This is a genomic window from Methylococcus geothermalis (genome assembly GCF_012769535.1).
GTDB classification, from domain to species: Bacteria; Pseudomonadota; Gammaproteobacteria; order Methylococcales; family Methylococcaceae; genus Methylococcus; species Methylococcus geothermalis.
In genome coordinates this window covers 1,713,038-1,728,534 of record NZ_CP046565.1, presented here as the reverse complement: position 1 = coordinate 1,728,534, position 15,497 = coordinate 1,713,038, and the positions used below count along the sequence as shown (strand labels likewise).

The 15,497-nt window shown below is 65.9% G+C and carries 10 protein-coding genes and 2 pseudogenes; 5 read left to right on the top strand and 7 right to left on the bottom strand.

Annotated elements, in window-relative coordinates:
- Positions 1-309: 309 nt before the first annotated feature.
- Entirely contained in the window at positions 310-2,622 is a 2,313-nt protein-coding gene (metE, locus tag GNH96_RS08325) for a 5-methyltetrahydropteroyltriglutamate--homocysteine S-methyltransferase (protein WP_169603252.1), read from the bottom strand.
- Between the two features lie 100 nt (positions 2,623-2,722).
- On the opposite strand from metE, the gene GNH96_RS08320 reads away from it, so the two are divergent.
- From GNH96_RS08320 to GNH96_RS08300, 5 genes are all read left to right on the top strand, one after another.
- Positions 2,723-3,664: a LysR family transcriptional regulator gene (locus GNH96_RS08320; protein WP_169603251.1), complete on the top strand. Its 942-nt coding sequence runs from the start codon at positions 2,723-2,725 to the stop codon at positions 3,662-3,664.
- A 51-nt stretch (positions 3,665-3,715) separates the two neighbouring features.
- Positions 3,716-4,159 carry a hypothetical protein gene (locus GNH96_RS08315; protein WP_169603250.1) on the top strand — a complete coding sequence of 148 codons (444 nt, stop codon included), beginning with the start codon at positions 3,716-3,718 and terminating at the stop codon, positions 4,157-4,159.
- Between the two features lie 102 nt (positions 4,160-4,261).
- Positions 4,262-5,542 (top strand): TolC family protein, encoded by a 1,281-nt coding sequence (locus GNH96_RS08310; protein ID WP_169603249.1) that lies wholly within the window; start codon positions 4,262-4,264, stop codon positions 5,540-5,542.
- Entirely contained in the window at positions 5,539-6,822 is a 1,284-nt protein-coding gene (locus GNH96_RS08305) for an efflux RND transporter periplasmic adaptor subunit (protein ID WP_169603248.1), read from the top strand. Before GNH96_RS08310 ends, GNH96_RS08305 begins: the two co-directional genes overlap by 4 nt.
- 1 nt (position 6,823) lies before the next feature.
- Positions 6,824-9,976, top strand: coding sequence for an efflux RND transporter permease subunit (locus tag GNH96_RS08300; protein WP_169603247.1), 3,153 nt, complete (start codon positions 6,824-6,826; stop codon positions 9,974-9,976).
- 308 nt (positions 9,977-10,284) lie between these two features.
- Here GNH96_RS08300 and GNH96_RS08295 read toward each other — a convergent pair whose 3' ends face one another.
- The 6 genes and pseudogenes from GNH96_RS08295 to gndA form a co-directional block, all read right to left on the bottom strand.
- Positions 10,285-11,235: an IS5 family transposase gene (locus tag GNH96_RS08295; protein WP_169603246.1), complete on the bottom strand. Its 951-nt coding sequence runs from the start codon at positions 11,233-11,235 to the stop codon at positions 10,285-10,287.
- A gap of 68 nt (positions 11,236-11,303) precedes the next feature.
- A pseudogene (locus GNH96_RS16030) lies at positions 11,304-11,752 on the bottom strand (IS3 family transposase); the annotation flags it as partial.
- A 105-nt stretch (positions 11,753-11,857) separates the two neighbouring features.
- Positions 11,858-11,995: pseudogene (locus tag GNH96_RS16025) on the bottom strand (hypothetical protein); the annotation flags it as partial.
- A gap of 229 nt (positions 11,996-12,224) precedes the next feature.
- A complete protein-coding gene (locus GNH96_RS08280; RefSeq protein ID WP_228719765.1) occupies positions 12,225-12,707 on the bottom strand; it encodes a hypothetical protein in 483 nt (160 codons plus the stop codon).
- Positions 12,708-12,775: 68 nt separating this feature from the next.
- Entirely contained in the window at positions 12,776-13,807 is a 1,032-nt protein-coding gene (gene moaA / locus GNH96_RS08275) for a GTP 3',8-cyclase MoaA (RefSeq protein ID WP_169603243.1), read from the bottom strand.
- A gap of 106 nt (positions 13,808-13,913) precedes the next feature.
- A complete protein-coding gene (gene gndA / locus GNH96_RS08270; protein WP_169603242.1) occupies positions 13,914-15,434 on the bottom strand; it encodes an NADP-dependent phosphogluconate dehydrogenase in 1,521 nt (506 codons plus the stop codon).
- Positions 15,435-15,497 lie beyond the last annotated feature (63 nt).

The window sequence follows — 15,497 nt, the reverse complement described above, 5'->3', positions numbered from 1 at the left end:
AGGACATCGGGAAAAAACGGCGGAACCGGGCGACCGGTTCCGCCGTTTTCATTCTTCCCGAGGATCGTGGCGACCAGCCACCCTTGAAGATGGAAGTCAGGTAAGGCGGATGCCGAAGGCGATCCGCCGCATCTGGCGGAACCCGAAAAGACGGTTCCGCCCTACCCGCTGGTCGGGCGCGGTTGCCGCGACTTTCACGTCAAATGCTTCCGTTGGACGCGCAAGAATGCCGTTCGTCCCGAGCCGTGAGCTTGCCTAAGGGTTCACCCCGAACGATTCCCATGGAGAGTTCAACGAGCGCGTTCAGGTTCATGCCCGTTTCAAAGCTCCCTTTCGTCCCGCCGATTCGAGCCCCGATTTCGCCTCTCGCATGGCCCTGGCCGCCTCGACCATGTTCGCCAGCGCCTGCTCGACCTCCGGCCACTGGCGGGTTTTCAGGCCACAGTCCGGGTTGACCCACAGCCGCTCCGGATCGACCGCCGCGGCGGCCTTTTCCAGCAGCGCCCGCATCTCGGCGCCGGCCGGAACCCGTGGCGAATGGATGTCGTAGACGCCGGGGCCGATGTCGTTGGGATAGCCGAAGACGCGGAAGGCTTCCAGCAGGTCCATGGCCGAGCGGCAGGTTTCGACGGTGATGACGTCGGCATCCAGCGCGGCGATGGCCGGCAGGATGTCGCCGAACTCGGAATAACACATGTGGGTATGGATCTGGGTGTCGTCGGCGACGCCGCAGGAGGCGAGCCGGAACGCCTTGACCGCCCAGTCCAGATAATCGGCCCGATCGGCGGCCTTGAGCGGCAGCCCTTCGCGGAATGCCGGCTCGTCGATCTGGATCGCCGCCACGCCGGCGGCTTCCAGGTCGGCCACCTCGTCGCGGATCGCCAGCGCGATCTGCAGGGCGGTCGTCGCGCGCGGCTGGTCGTCCCGCACGAAGGACCATTGCAGCATGGTCACCGGCCCCGTCAGCATGCCTTTGACGGGCTTCTTCGTCAGGCTTTGGGCGTAGCCGATCCATTCCACCGTCATCGGCTTAGCTCTCGCCACGTCGCCGTAAATGATCGGCGGCTTGACGCAGCGGGAGCCGTAGCTCTGCACCCAGCCGTGCTTGGTGAAGGCGTAGCCGGCCAACTGCTCGCCGAAATACTCCACCATGTCGTTGCGCTCGGCCTCGCCGTGCACCAGCAGGTCCAGCCCCAGGGCTTCCTGCTTGCCGATGGCTTCGCGGATGGCCGCCCGCATCGCGTCCCGGTAGGCCGCCTCGTTCAGCTCGCCGCTGCGGTGGGCAGCCCGCGCCTTGCGGATCGCCGGCGTCTGGGGAAAGGAGCCGATGGTGGTGGTCGGAAACGGCGGCAGACGCAGCCGCTCGCGCTGCAGCGGACAACGCTCGCCGAACGGCGAGTAGCGGCGGAAATCGGCATCGCTCAATCCCTCCAGCCGCCGCTTGACGTCGGGATCATGGGTCAGCGGCGATTGCGCCCGGGCCAGCAGCAAGCGCTCCTGTTCCGCCAGTTCGGCGGCGACGGCCTGCCGCCCCAGCCGCAGCCCCTTGTCGATCACGGCCAGCTCCTCCAGCTTCTGCACGGCGAAGGCGAGCCAGGCCTTGATCTCGGGATTCAGCGAGGTTTCCAGCTCCAGGTCCTGCGGCACGTGCAGCAGGGAGCAGCTGGGCGCGAGCCACAGCCTCTCCCCGAGTGCCGCACTGGCGCTTTCCGCCAGGTCCAGCGCGCGGCGCAGGTCGGTGCGCCAGACGTTGCGCCCGTCGATCAGGCCCAGGGAAAGCACCTTGTCCGCCGGGAACTCTTCGACGAAATCGGCCACCTGTTCCGGCGCCCGCACCGCGTCGATATGCACCCCGGCGACAGCCGAGGACTTGAGCCAGACCGCGTGCTCCGCCACCGAAGCGAAATAGGTCGCCAGCAACAGCTTGGGACCGGCTTCCGCCAGGGCGGCATAGGCCGGCGCGAAGGCTTCGATCCAGTCGGGCGGCAGGTCCAGCCCCAGGATCGGCTCGTCCATCTGCACCCAGTGCACGCCCGCGGCATGCAGACGCCGCAGGATCGCGGCATAGGCCGGCAGCAGCCGGGGCAGGAGTTCCAGGCGGCCGAAGCCGGCCTGCCTTTCCTTGCCGAGATAGAGATAGGTCAGAGGCCCGATCAGCACCGGCTTGGGATTGAGCCGCAGGGCCTTGGCCTCCTCCACTTCGTCGAACAGCCATTCCGTGCCCGGACCGAAGCGGGTCTCCCGGTCGAACTCGGGGACGATGTAGTGGTAGTTGGTGTCGAACCACTTGGTCATTTCCATCGCCGGCTGCTCGGCGTTGCCCCGCGCGAGCTGGAAATACTGGTCCAGGGTCAGAACATCCGGCTGGAAGCCGAACCGGTCGGGGGCGGCACCCAGCAGCGCCGTCATGTTCAGCATCTGGTCGTACCAGGCGAAGTCGCCGACCGGCACCAGATCGATGCCGGAATGGCTCTGGATCTTCCAGTGCCGTTCCCGCAACTGCCGTCCCGTTTCCATCAACTCCGCCAAGCCGGCCCGGCCGGCCCAATAGGCTTCGACGGCCTGCTTCAGTTCGCGGCCTGCGCCGATGCGGGGAAATCCCAGGGAATGTGTGACTGCCATATCTGCCTCCTCGTGCTCATCGAATTGAGAGCTGGCATGATCGGGACAGGATGATTATTATTCAAACTCAATATTTTCATCGCAGTCATCGATTTCATTCATGAAGCCATCTCTGCTGGAACTCCGCCACCTGCAAACCCTCCTGGCCCTGGTCGAAACCGGCACGCTGTCGAAGGCGGCGGCGCGGGTGTTCCTCACCCAGTCGGCCATCTCGCACCAGATCAAGCAGTTGGAGGAGCACTACGGCGTGGTGCTGTTCGAGCGCAAGACCCAGCCCTTGCGCCTGTCGCCCGCAGGCCAGCGCCTCCACAGTCTGGCCGAGACGGTGATGAAGGCGGTGCGGGAAGCCGAACGCGACATCGCCCGCATCGCCCAGGGCAACAGCGGCCAGCTCCGGATCGCGGTGGAGTGCCATACCTGCTTCGACTGGCTGATGCCGGCGATGGACCAGTTCCGCGAACACTGGCCGGAGATCGAGCTGGACCTGGTCTCCGGCTTCCACGCCGATCCCTTGGGCCTGCTGCGGGAGGACCGCGCCGAGCTGGTGGTGGTGTCCGAACCTCAGGCGCGCGAGGGCGTCGCCTTCCATCCGCTGTTCCGGTTCGAGATCGTGGGCCTGGTGTCGCGCCAGCATCCGCTCGCGCCCAAAACCTTCCTGGCGCCGGAGGATTTCGCCGAGGAAACCCTGCTCAGCTATCCGGTGCCGGAGGACATGCTGGACATCGTCCGCAAGGTGCTCAAGCCCCGCGGCATCGAGCCGAAGCGGCGCACCGCCGAACTCACGGTCGCCATCCTGCAGCTCGTCGCCAGCCGCCGCGGCATCGCCGCCCTGCCCAACTGGACCGTGCAAAACTATCTCGAGCGCGAATACGTGCTGGCCAAGCCGATCGGCGAAACCGGCCTTTGGAGCGCGCTGTACGCAGCTACCACGGAAGACATGGCGCAAACGGCGTACATGGGGGATTTCCTGGACATCGTGCGCTCCAGCAGTTTCCGCAATCTGCGGGGGCTGCTGCCGCTCACGACGGAAGATTCGCCTTGAGGTTTCGTGGCGGCAGACCAACGTGTTCCCGGTTGCACAAGCTCCGGCAACATGTTTTTATTCCCCACCATGTCGATGTCCCTGCCCTGGCAAATCCGCCGCTCGCTCGCCGTCCGCCTTTGCGCGGTACTGAGCCTGTGCGTCTGGCTCTCGTCCTCCGTCGGCGCGGTCTGCCTGATGGCTAACGGCCCCGAGGCCAAGCAGGCAGCGGACCATTGCGCCGGGATGCCGGAGCAAGACACCTCCCATCGAGCCACGCCGGGCGGCTGCGACAAGCAGGCTTCCTGTTTCGGCGTGCAGGCGGTGGACGAAGACGGCATCGCCATCGACCAGGCCGGCCCCGGCTTTCCGGCAAAACTCCTCACGCTCTGCCTATTGGTTTTCATCGGCCCATGGGCCGCGATCCGGCGGCTGCCGGACCACCACTACCTGCGGCGGCCTCCCCCCCTTCCCAAGGTTCCCGTCGCTCTCCGCTTCTGCGTCCTGCTGAATTAGCGCTCCTTTTCCATTGCTGACCGCAACGCGATTGGCCTGCCGCGTCCTGCGCCGGACCGGGAGGGAATCGCCGCTCGACCGCGTCCGAAAAAGGAGCATTCCATGTTTTCGCTACACCCCTCGTACAGGCGACCGGACTTCGCTGTGCTGCTGACCGTCTGCCTGACGGCGCCGGCACAGGCCGGTCCACTTTCCCTGGAACAGGCGCTGAACCAGGCGCTGGCCGGCAATCCCGGGCTGGCCGAAATCAAGGCCCGCGCCGATGCCCTGGCCAGCGTTCCGCCCCAGGCCGGCAGCCTGCCCGATCCTTTCCTGAGCTTCGGCGCGCTGAACGTCCCCACCAACGATTTCAGCCTCAACCAGGACCAGATGACCATGATGGAAGTCGCCGTCAGCCAGCAGCTTCCGTTTCCGGGCAAGCTCGGCCTGGCCGAACGGGCGGCGCAGCAGGAAGCCATCGGCGCGGCCAAGGATGCCGATGAAGCACGGCTCCGGCTGGCGCGGGACATCCGCCTGAGCTGGTGGGCGCTGTTCTACTACGACCGCACCCTCGGCATTCTCGCCGAAAGCCGGGACTGGATGGCCAAGCTGGCGGACATCGCCGACCAGCGCTACCGGCTCGGCCAGGCGGAACAGTCGGACAGCCTGCTGGCCCGGCTGGAACTCACCAAGCTGCGCGACAAGACCCTGGAACTGATCAACATGCGCCACGGCGAGGCGGCCCGTCTCAACGTGCTGCTCGACCGCTCCAGCGACAGCACGCTGGAACTGCCCAGCGAAGCCGCGTTCAGTTTTCCCGAACTGTCGGCCGAGCCGGCGCTGCTCGACCAGGCCCAGGCCCAGCGGCCGCTGCTGGCCCAGAAACAGGCGGCCATCGAAGCCGCCCAGAACCGCCTCGACCTGGCGAAAAAGGAGTACCTGCCCGACCTCAACCTCGGCTTCGGCTACGCCTTCCGCCAGAACGCGCCGAATGGCGAATTCCGCAGCGACTTCGCCAACTTCCGGCTGAGCATCAACCTGCCGCTGTACGCCGCGACCAAGCAGTCCAAGCAGGTCGACCAGAGGCAGAGCGAGCTGATGCGGGAACGCTATGCGCTGCATGATGCCGAACGCAGCGTCCAGGCCGACGTGACCACCGCGCTGGCTGCCTACCACCATGCCCATGAGCGCCTGAGCCTGTTCGAGAAGGAACTCCTACCGCAGGCGCGCGGCACGCTGGATTCCCTGACCGCCAGTTATCGGGTGGGCAAGATCGCCTTCGCCGACGTGCTGCGCGCCCAGCTCTCGGTGTTCGATTACCAGGTGCAGTACTGGAACGCCCTCACCACTTCCCAGCAGGCGCTCGCCCGCCTCGCCGCCGCCCTCGGCAAGGAAACGCTATGAAACCGTCTGTACGTCCGATCTTGCTCCTCCTGGCATTGGCCGGCACCGGCCTCGGCGGCTACGGGCTGGGACGGAAAACCGCGCCACCGCCTCCACCCGGCCCGGAGACCGCAGCCGCGAGGCGTCCCTTGTTCTACCGCAATCCGATGAACCCGCAGGTCACATCGCCCGTGCCGGCCAAGGACGACATGGGGATGGACTACGTGCCGGTCTACGCCGAAGACCTGGCGCCGTCCGCCCGCTCCGGTGAAGCGGTCATCAGCCTCGGCCCGGAGAAGATCCAGAAGCTCGGTGTGCGGTCCGAGCCGGCGCGGCGCCGGGTCCTGACCCACGTCATCCGGGCGCTGGGCGTGGTCGAGATCGACGAGCGCCGGGTCCATGCGATCGCGCCGCGCTTCGAGGGCTGGATCGAACGGCTGGGCGTCAACACCACCGGACAGCCGGTACGGCAGGGCGAAGTGCTGCTGGAGGCGTACAGCCCCGACCTGGTCTCGGCCCAGGAGGAATACCGCATCGCCGGCTCCGGCGAGGCCAGCCGGGCCTTGCGGGAAGGGGCGATCCAGCGGCTGCGCAACTGGAGCGTGCCGGAACCCTGGCTGCGCCGGTTCGAGGCCAGCGGCGAAATCCAGCGCCGGGTGCCGCTGGCGTCGCCGGTGAACGGCATCGTGCTGGAGAAGAATGCGCTGCAGGGCATGCGCTTCCTGCCCGGCGACACCTTGTTCCGCATCGCCGATCTGTCCACGGTCTGGGTGATCGCTTCGATCTTCGAGCAGGACCTCGGCCATGTCCGGGTGGGGCAGACCGCCCGCATCGGCTTCAATGCCTATCCGGAGCAGTCCTTCGAAGGCCGGGTGAGCTATGTCTACCCCACGGTGACCGATGCCGTGCGCACGGCGAGGGTGCGCATCGAACTGGCGAATCCGAAGCAACGGCTCAAGCCGGCGATGTACGGCGACGTCACCCTGCAGGCGGCGGCGGAGGCGGAACCGGTGCTGGCGGTGCCCGACTCCGCCGTGCTCGACAGCGGCACCCGGCAGCTGGTTCTGGTCCGCCTGGGCGAAGGCAACTTCGAGCCCCGCCCGGTCGAAACCGGCCAGCGGGTGGAGGGGTATACGGAAATCCGCCGGGGACTCAGCGCAGGCGAAGAGGTGGTGACGCGCGCCAATTTCCTGATCGATTCGGAAAGCAACCTGCGCGCGGCGATCGGCAGTTTTTCGACCGGCCAGCCCTCGCCCGCCCCGACCGCCGCGCCCGACCATTCGATGCACGGAGGCCATTGAGATGCTCGCGCACGTCATCGACTGGTCCCTGCGCAATGTCTTCCTGGTGCTGCTGGCGACGGTCGCCGTGGTCGCCGCCGGCATCTATGCCGTGGTTCGCACCCCGCTGGATGCCCTCCCCGACCTGTCCGACGCCCAGGTCATCGTCTACACCGAATACCCCGGCCAGGCGCCGCAGGTCGTGGAGGACCAGGTCACCTATCCCCTCACCACCTCGATGCTGAACGTGCCCCGCTCCAAGGTGGTGCGCGGCTTCTCGTTCTTCGGGGCCTCCTACGTCTACGTCATCTTCGACGACGGCACCGACATCTACTGGGCGCGCTCGCGGGTGCTGGAATACCTCAACGCCGCCGCCGCGAAGCTGCCCAAGAACGTCACCCCGCGCATCGGCCCGGACGCGACCGGGGTCGGCTGGGTCTACCAGTACGCGATCACCGGCGCCGGCCACACCCTGGCCGAGCTGCGCACGCTGCAGGACTGGTTCCTGCGCTATCAGCTCAGCAAGGCGCAGGGCGTGGCCGAGGTCGCCAGCATCGGCGGCTTCGTGCAGCAGTACCAGGTGACCATCGATCCGCACAAGCTGCAGGCCTACGGCGTGCCCTTGAAGAAGATCATCGAGGTAATCCGCGCCAGCAACACCGACGTGGGCGGGCGCGTGGTCGAGCTGGCGGAAACGGAGTACATGGTGCGCGGACGCGGCTACCTGCACGGCATCGCCGACCTGGAACAACTGGTGGTGAAGGCCGCAGGCGGCATCCCGGTGCTGATCCGCGACGTCGCCCGGGTGGAGCTGGTGCCGGACGAGCGCCGCGGCATCGCCGAACTGAACGGCGAAGGCGAGGTGGTATCCGGCATCGCCCTGGCCCGCTACGGCCAGAACGCGCTGGACGTGATCGACAGCGTCAAGGCCCGGCTGCTCGAAATCGCCCCCGGCCTGCCCGAAGGCGTCGACATCGTGCCGGTGTACGACCGCTCGGAGCTGATCCTGCGCGCCATCGCCACCCTGCGCGAAACCCTGCTGGAGGAAAGCGCGGTGGTCGCCGCGGTCTGCGCGCTGTTCCTGTTCCATCTGCGCAGCGCCCTGGTCGCCATCCTGATGCTGCCGGTCGGCATCCTGATCGCCTTCATCGTGATGCGCTCGATGGATCTAAATTCCAACCTGATGAGCCTGGGCGGCATCGCCATCGCGATCGGGGCCATGGTGGACGCCGCCATCGTGATGATCGAGAACGCCCACAAGCATCTGGAGCGCGACCCCGACCGACCCCGCATCGAACTCATCCGCGCCGCCTGCCGGGAGGTGGGGCCGGCCCTGTTCTTCAGCCTGCTGATCATCACCGTCTCGTTCCTGCCCGTGTTCGCGCTGGAAGCCCAGGAAGGCCGGCTGTTCCATCCGCTGGCCTACACCAAGACCTTCGCCATGGCCGGCGCCGCGCTGCTGTCGGTCACGGTGGTGCCGGTCATGATGCTGCTGTTCGTGCGCGGCCGCATCCTGCCGGAGGCCCGCAACCCGGTGAACCGGCTGCTCATCGGCCTGTACCGGCCCGTGATCCGGGGCGTGCTGCGCCACAAGGCCCTCACCCTGACCGGCGCCTTCGCCATTCTGGCGGCGACGCTCTATCCGGCCTCTCGCCTCGGCAGCGAATTCATGCCCACGCTGAACGAAGGCACCCTGTTGTTCATGCCGACCACCCTGCCTGGCATCTCCATCACCAAGGCGTCGGAGCTGCTGCAGACCCAGGACCGCATCCTGAAGCGTTTTCCGGAGGTGGCCTCGGTGTTCGGCAAGGCCGGCCGCGCCCAGACCGCCACCGATCCGGCGCCGCTGGAAATGGCCGAGACCCTGGTCAACCTGAAGCCTCAGGATCAGTGGCGGCCGGGCATGACGATCGACAAGCTGGTCGCCGAGATGGACCAGGCGCTGCAGATCCCCGGCGTCACCAATGCCTGGACCATGCCGATCAAGAACCGGATCGACATGCTATCCACCGGCATCCGCACCCCCATCGGCGTCAAGGTGTTCGGCCGGGACCTGGAAACCCTGGACCGCCTCGCCCGCCAGATCGAGCAGGCCATCAAGACCGTGCCGGGCACCACCAGCGTGTACGCCGAGCGCGTCACCGGCGGCCATTACCTCAACATCGAACCGGATTACACCCAGCTGGCGCGCTACGGCCTGACCGTCGGCGACCTGCAGGAGGTGATCGCCACCGCGCTGGGCGGCGAAACCATCACCACCACGGTGGAAGGACGCGAGCGCTTCGGCGTGATCGTGCGCTATCCCCGCGAGCTGAGGGACGATCCCCTGAGCCTGGGCAGCCACATCCTGATTCCCACTGACTCGAAGAGCAGCGGAGCTGACTCCGGCGCCAACGTCCCGCTCGGCCAGCTCGCCCACATCTCGCTCACGCTGGGCGCCCCCGGCATCCGCACCGAGAACGCACTGCTCTCGGCCTACGTATTCGTCGACCTGCGCGGACGCGACATCGGCGGCTATGTCGAGGACGCGCGGCGGGCGGTGCAGTCGGCGGTGAAACTGCCGCCCGGCTACTTCGTCACCTGGAGCGGACAGTTCGAATACCTGCAGCGGGCCGAACAGCGCCTGATGCTGGTGGTGCCGCTCACCCTCGCCGTGATCTTCGTCCTGCTGTACCTGAACTTCGGACGGCTGACCGAAACCCTGATCGTGATGGCCTCCGTGCCGTTCGCCCTGGTCGGCGGAGTGTGGCTGCTGTGGCTGCTCGATTACAACCTGAGCATCGCCGTGGGCATCGGCTTCATCGCCCTGGCCGGCGTCGCCGCGGAAACCGGCGTGGTCATGCTGATCTATCTCGACCACGCCTGGAAGGAACTGCGCGAGGAAGCCCGCCGGACAGGCCGCACGCCCGGCACGGATGATCTCTATCGCGCCGTCATGGCCGGCGCGGTGGAGCGGGTGCGGCCTAAGATGATGACCGTCACTGCGATCATGGCGGGCCTCCTGCCCATCCTCTGGAGCACCGGCTCCGGCTCGGAAGTCATGCGCCGCATCGCCGCGCCCATGGTCGGCGGGATGGTCTCCTCCACCGTCCTGACCCTGGCGGTCATCCCGGCGGTCTACGCCTGGTGCAAACTGCGTTCGCTGGAGAGCGAAGACTGGAAATGCAGTCGGTAACACCACCGGATGTAGCTGTAAACTGATCTTGCAACCCTTTTCTGGACACCGGGCTCATTAGGCCGCCTTCCGGCTCTCGAAGTCCCTGGGTGACAGGTCATTCAAAGTGGAGTGACGCCGGATCGGATTGTAATAGGTCTCGATATACTTAAGGAACCTCTGAACAAACCCGATTTGGCCGGTAAAAACACATCCCGCTGATAATCAGGCTTTGAAAAATGGGTAAATGGCACCGAAATGCCTTGCTTACCGCGGCGATTTCCACCCGGATGCGCCCGTCGGGGCGGATGCCGGGCGCACCTCGCCCGTCAGGTCATCAATGCGCGCATCTTTAGGTAAAGATGGGTCAACCCTATGAGGGTCAACACCTGGGCGGCGTTCTTAGCCAGACCCCGGTAGCGCGTCTTGGTGTAGCCGAACTGCCGCTTCATCACCCGAAAAAGGTGCTCGACTCGGCTGCGGATCGACGACATTCGCCGATGGCGGCGTTTCTGCGCAGCCCCCAAGCGCCGTTTCGGACGGGCTTTCAAGGCGACGCCCCACACGACCCCGGCCTGCCGCGCAGCGCGCTTATAGGTGTCGTTGACGTAGCCGGCATCGCCGAGGATCAGCCGGTCGTCCTCGCGCAGCAGGTTCGGCAACTGGCTGATGTCGGCGGCATGGGCCGGTGTCACCGAGACCGTGTGGGCGACGCCGGTGTGAACGTCTGCTCCCACGTGCACCTTCATGCCGAAGAACCACTGATGGCCCTTCTTGGTCTGGTGCATCTCGGGGTCGCGCGCTTTGGCCTTGTTCTTCGTCGATGGCGCGGCGTGGATAATCGTCGCATCCACCATCGTGCCCCCCTTGAGCAGCAACCCTCGCGCTTCCAACACGTCATTGATGGCGTTCATCAACTTCGCCGTCAGCTCGTGACGTTCCAGCAGGCGCCGGAAGTTGAGGATCGTGGTTTCATCCGGCAGCGCGTCATCGGCCAACTCCAGACCCGCAAAGCGCCGCATCGATTCGATCTCGTACAGGGCATCTTCCAGGCCCGGGTCGGACAAGGCATACCCTTGCTGGAGGAAGTAAAGCCTGAGCATCGTCGCCAACGGGTACGGTTGACGACCGCGCCGACCCGCTTTCGGGTCATGCGGTTCGATCACCGCCAGCAACTCCGGCCACGGCACCGCCTGCTCCATCTCGGCCAGAAACTTCTCACGCCGAGTCTGCTTCTTCTTCCGGTCAAACGCTAAGGAGGCAAAGGTGGTCTGTTTCATGGGGGCACCGCGTTCATGGGTTCTGGGCAGGGATTAGCTTACCAGCAGGGTTTGTTCAGAGGTTCCTTAAAGATATCGCCCTTGGCTTCTTCCCGTGTCGGGTAGCGGCAATCATTGACCTGTTCGACCTTCAGCGAGTGGACGAAGCTTTCCATCGCCTTTCCGACTCATGCCGCACAGGAAGCCATGGAGTTCCAAGACCTCATGGTAATCCCCTGAGGCATACTGGCTACCCCGGTCGGAATGGACGCGCCCTGGCCGACGGCGCCAGATGGCCGGGGTAAGGGCAGCGATCACAAGCTCCCGCGTCATCCGCTCCGCCATGGCCCATCCGACCACGGCGCGGGGATACAGGTCCAGTACGACTGCCAAGTATAAGCCAGCCCTCCTCGGTCCAGATGTAGGTGATGTCCGCTACCCACTTCTGATTCGCCGCCGTCGCGGTGAAGTCCTGTACCCGCCGGTTCGGAGCCACCGGCAGGTTGTGCCTGGACTGCGTGGTGGCCTTGAATTTCCGGTATTTTCCAATCCAGACATGAGCCTGAACATCGCATACACCGGCTTTCCCCGCCCGAATCCGGTGGGCGGCTTCATAGCCGTCCAATGCCGGCATCTGGCAATCCATGAGCACGAGGCCATACCGGCGTTCGCTCAGAGCCTTCAGGCAGGCGAGTCCGTCGCACACCGCATCGGCGGGATACCCCAACCGGTCGAGGAGGGCGAGCAGCAGTTTGCGGTTGATGGGGCTGTCGTCGGCCACCAAAACCCGGCAAGGACGATTCGACGCGGGGCGAATGTCTTCCGAAGCGATTTCCGGTTTCCGACTACCGCCTCGCGCACCGACCGTAGGTTCATACGGACGGCATTCAGTGACGGGGGTGGTCGGTCCATCTTCGCCGAACGTGCAGCCAGCCGCGGGCCTCCGGAGAGGCGGGATTCTGGCGTGACGCTGCCGTTCATGCCTCCCACGGATTCGCTGCGGCCGACGGCTAATCCGGTGACCGGGAAAAGCTCAGGCCTCCGTCGTTTCGCCCCAGATCGAGGAAAAGGCGGCCAGCCGTTTGATGGTAGTGCGACGCCGCCTCCAGGGACTGAATGAAATGCTCGGCGGTCGGCCCCGGCTGGCAGCGCCCGGCATCGGCCCGGGTGACGGCGATCACGATCCGGTCGCCATGGGTTTCATAGATGCCCTCGCCTTTCAAGCATTCGGCGGAAAACTTCAGCCAACCGTTGGCGAGCAGTTGCAGGGTGTATTTTTCCGGTTTGGACACCAGATGGGTCTTGCCGTACTGCTCCCAGGACTCCCATCGCCACAGCGGGACGCCGGGCAATGGGAAGGACTCCCGGCGGTCGGTGGGAGGAGGCTCCGTCCGCTTCGGCACGGCCGGCTTGGCATGCTTGGCGGGTACCGATTGAGGCACCGGCGCCGGCGGCGGTTTGCCGGCGCAGCCCGCATAGAACGTCAAAATCAAGGAAATGACCAACCACCGGCCGAACTCCCGCGCCGGAAACAACCACCGCCGCACAGCCATCGTTTCTGCTAGCCGCCCGTGACGTTCATATGGCGCAGGATCACCGGCCGGGCAGCCAGATCGAAGTCGTGGCGCTCCGGCTTCCGGTTCATCGCCTCCACGATCGCCCGTTTCAGACGCTCCATGTCGCCGGGATGGGCCCGCACGACGCGCTTGAGGTCCACGGAATGCTCGTTGCCCAGACAGAGCAGCAGCAGCCCCTCGGCCGTCAGCCGGACCCGGTTGCAACTGCCGCAGAAATTGTGCGAATGGGGCGAGATGAAGCCCACACGGGTATCGGTGCCGGCGACCCGGAAATAGCGCGATGGCCCACCGGTCGTCTCGGGGGTCGGCAGCAGGCTGAACCGCGCCTCCAGATCGTTCCGGATCGCGTCGCTCGAATAATAGCCTTCCAGGCGGTCGTGGCCGTCGACCCATCCCAGCGGCATCTCCTCGATGAAGCTGATGTCGATGCCCTTGTCCACGGCGAAGCCGACCAGATCGGCCACCTCGTCGTGATTGCGCTCCTTCAGGATCACTGCATTGAGCTTGAGCCGCTCGAAACCGGCCGTCACCGCGGCGTCGATCCCCCGCAACACTGCGGCGAGGTCGCCCACCCGCGTCAGCGCCCGGAACCGCTCGGGCCGGAGCGAATCCAGACTGATGTTGATGCGACGCACCCCGCAGGCCTTGAGCTCCGCGGCGGTCCCCTCCAGCCGCATGCCATTGGTGGTCACCACCAGTTCGCGCAGCCCATCGATCCGTCCGAGCCCCCGCAGCAGGTCCACGGCGCCCTTGCGCACCAGCGGCTCACCGCCGGTGATACGAATCTTGTCGACACCCAGCGCCACGAACGCGGCGGCAATGGTGTGAATTTCCTCCAGCGTGAGAATCTGCGCGCGCGGCAGGAAATCCATCTCCTCGCTCATGCAGTACACGCAGCGCAGATCGCAGCGGTCGGTGATGGAGATGCGCAGATAGTTGACGCGGCGGCCGAATCGGTCGATCAGACCGGAGGGTGGCGCGGAAGTGCTGGCCATGGGAACGAGCGAAACAGTCATGCCGCGTATTTTCCCATCGTTGACCGCGCCGTGAAAGAGCCGCTAACGGCCGGATGCTTGCGAAGGGAGGATCCGAGTACCGGCGAACCCTCCCGCGGACGCACTTTCAGCCGCCGGCCTCCGTCTCGGGCCGATCCGGCGCGGGCCAGTCGAGATGGAAGAAATGGCCGCGCGGCCGGTCGGTGCGTTCGTAGGTATGGGCGCCGAAATAGTCGCGCTGGGCCTGCAACAGGTTGGCGGGAAGGCTGGCGCTGCGGTAGCCGTCGAAATACGCCAGGGCCGAACCGAAAGCCGGGACCGGCAGCCCGTTGCGGACGGCGAGCGCCACGATTTCGCGCCAGTGGTCCTGGCCTCGATGGAGGGCGTCGCGGAAATAGGGATCGAGCATCAGGTTCGAAAGCGCGGCATCCAGGGTGTACGCATCGGTGATCTTTTGCAGGAAACGGGCGCGGATGATGCAGCCGCCCCGCCAGATGCGGGCGATGGTGGCAAAGTCCAGTTGCCAGCCGTAGGTCTTCTGGGCTTCGGCCATGAGCTGGAAACCTTGGGCATAGGCGCAGATCTTGGCGCAGTACAGGGCATCCCGGACCGCCTCGACCAGGTGCGCGGTATCGGCCTCCCGCCGCCGGACCTCCGGGCCCCGCAGGATGGCGCTTGCCGCCACCCGCTCCTCCTTGAGGGCCGAAAGCGCCCGGGCGAACACCGCCTCGGCGATGGCGTTGGCCGGTATGCCCTGCTCCAGCGCGCTGACCGCGGTCCATTGTCCGGTGCCTTTCTGCCCCGCCGCATCCAGGACCTTGTCGACCAGGAAACCATCGCCGGACGGGTCCTTCTGCTGCAGGATGTCGCTGGTGATTTCGACGAGGTAGCTCGAAAGCTCGCCCTGGTTCCAATCCCGAAAAATGGATGCGATGGCGCCGGAGTCCAGCCCCCCCAGGTGCTTCAGCAGCCAGTAGCTTTCCGAGATCAGCTGCATGTCGATGTATTCGATGCCGTTGTGCACCATCTTGACGTAGTGGCCGGCGCCGTTCGGACCGATCAGGGCCGTGCAAGGCTCGCCTCCGGCAACGGGGCGGCCGGGCGCCGCCCCCTCCAGCGGCTGCCCGGTGGCCGGGTCGACCTTGGCGGCAATCGCCTGCCAAACCGGCTCCAGCAAACGCCAGCTTTCCGCGCTTCCGCCCGGCATCAAGGAGGGCCCGAAGCGGGCGCCGATTTCTCCGCCGGAGACACCGGAGCCGATGAAGCGGAAACCGGCGGCGTCCAGTTCCCGCTCCCGCCGGATCGTGTCCAGCCAATGGGCATTGCCGCCGTCGACGACGAGGTCGCCCGGATCCAGCAGCGGCAGGAGCTGCCCGATCACGGCATCGGTCCCCGCGCCGGCTTTGACCAGGAGAATGATGCGCCGCGGCCTTTCGATGGCCTGCACGAACTCCGCCAATTCGGCGCAGGGAAGAAGGCGTGCCCGAGACGGCTCGGCGCGTTCGCAATGTTCCATGAATTCCCGGGTGCGCTCGTAGTTGCGGTTGTAAACCGCGATCGTGTAGCCATGATCGGCGATGTTCAGGGCCAGATTCTGGCCCATCACGGCCAGCCCGATCAGCCCGATGTCGGCATTCCCATTGTTCATCACGAAAGGCTCCCAAAGATAAGGTCGGAAACTACCTTAGAACGCTTTGCCCGGCGAGTAAAG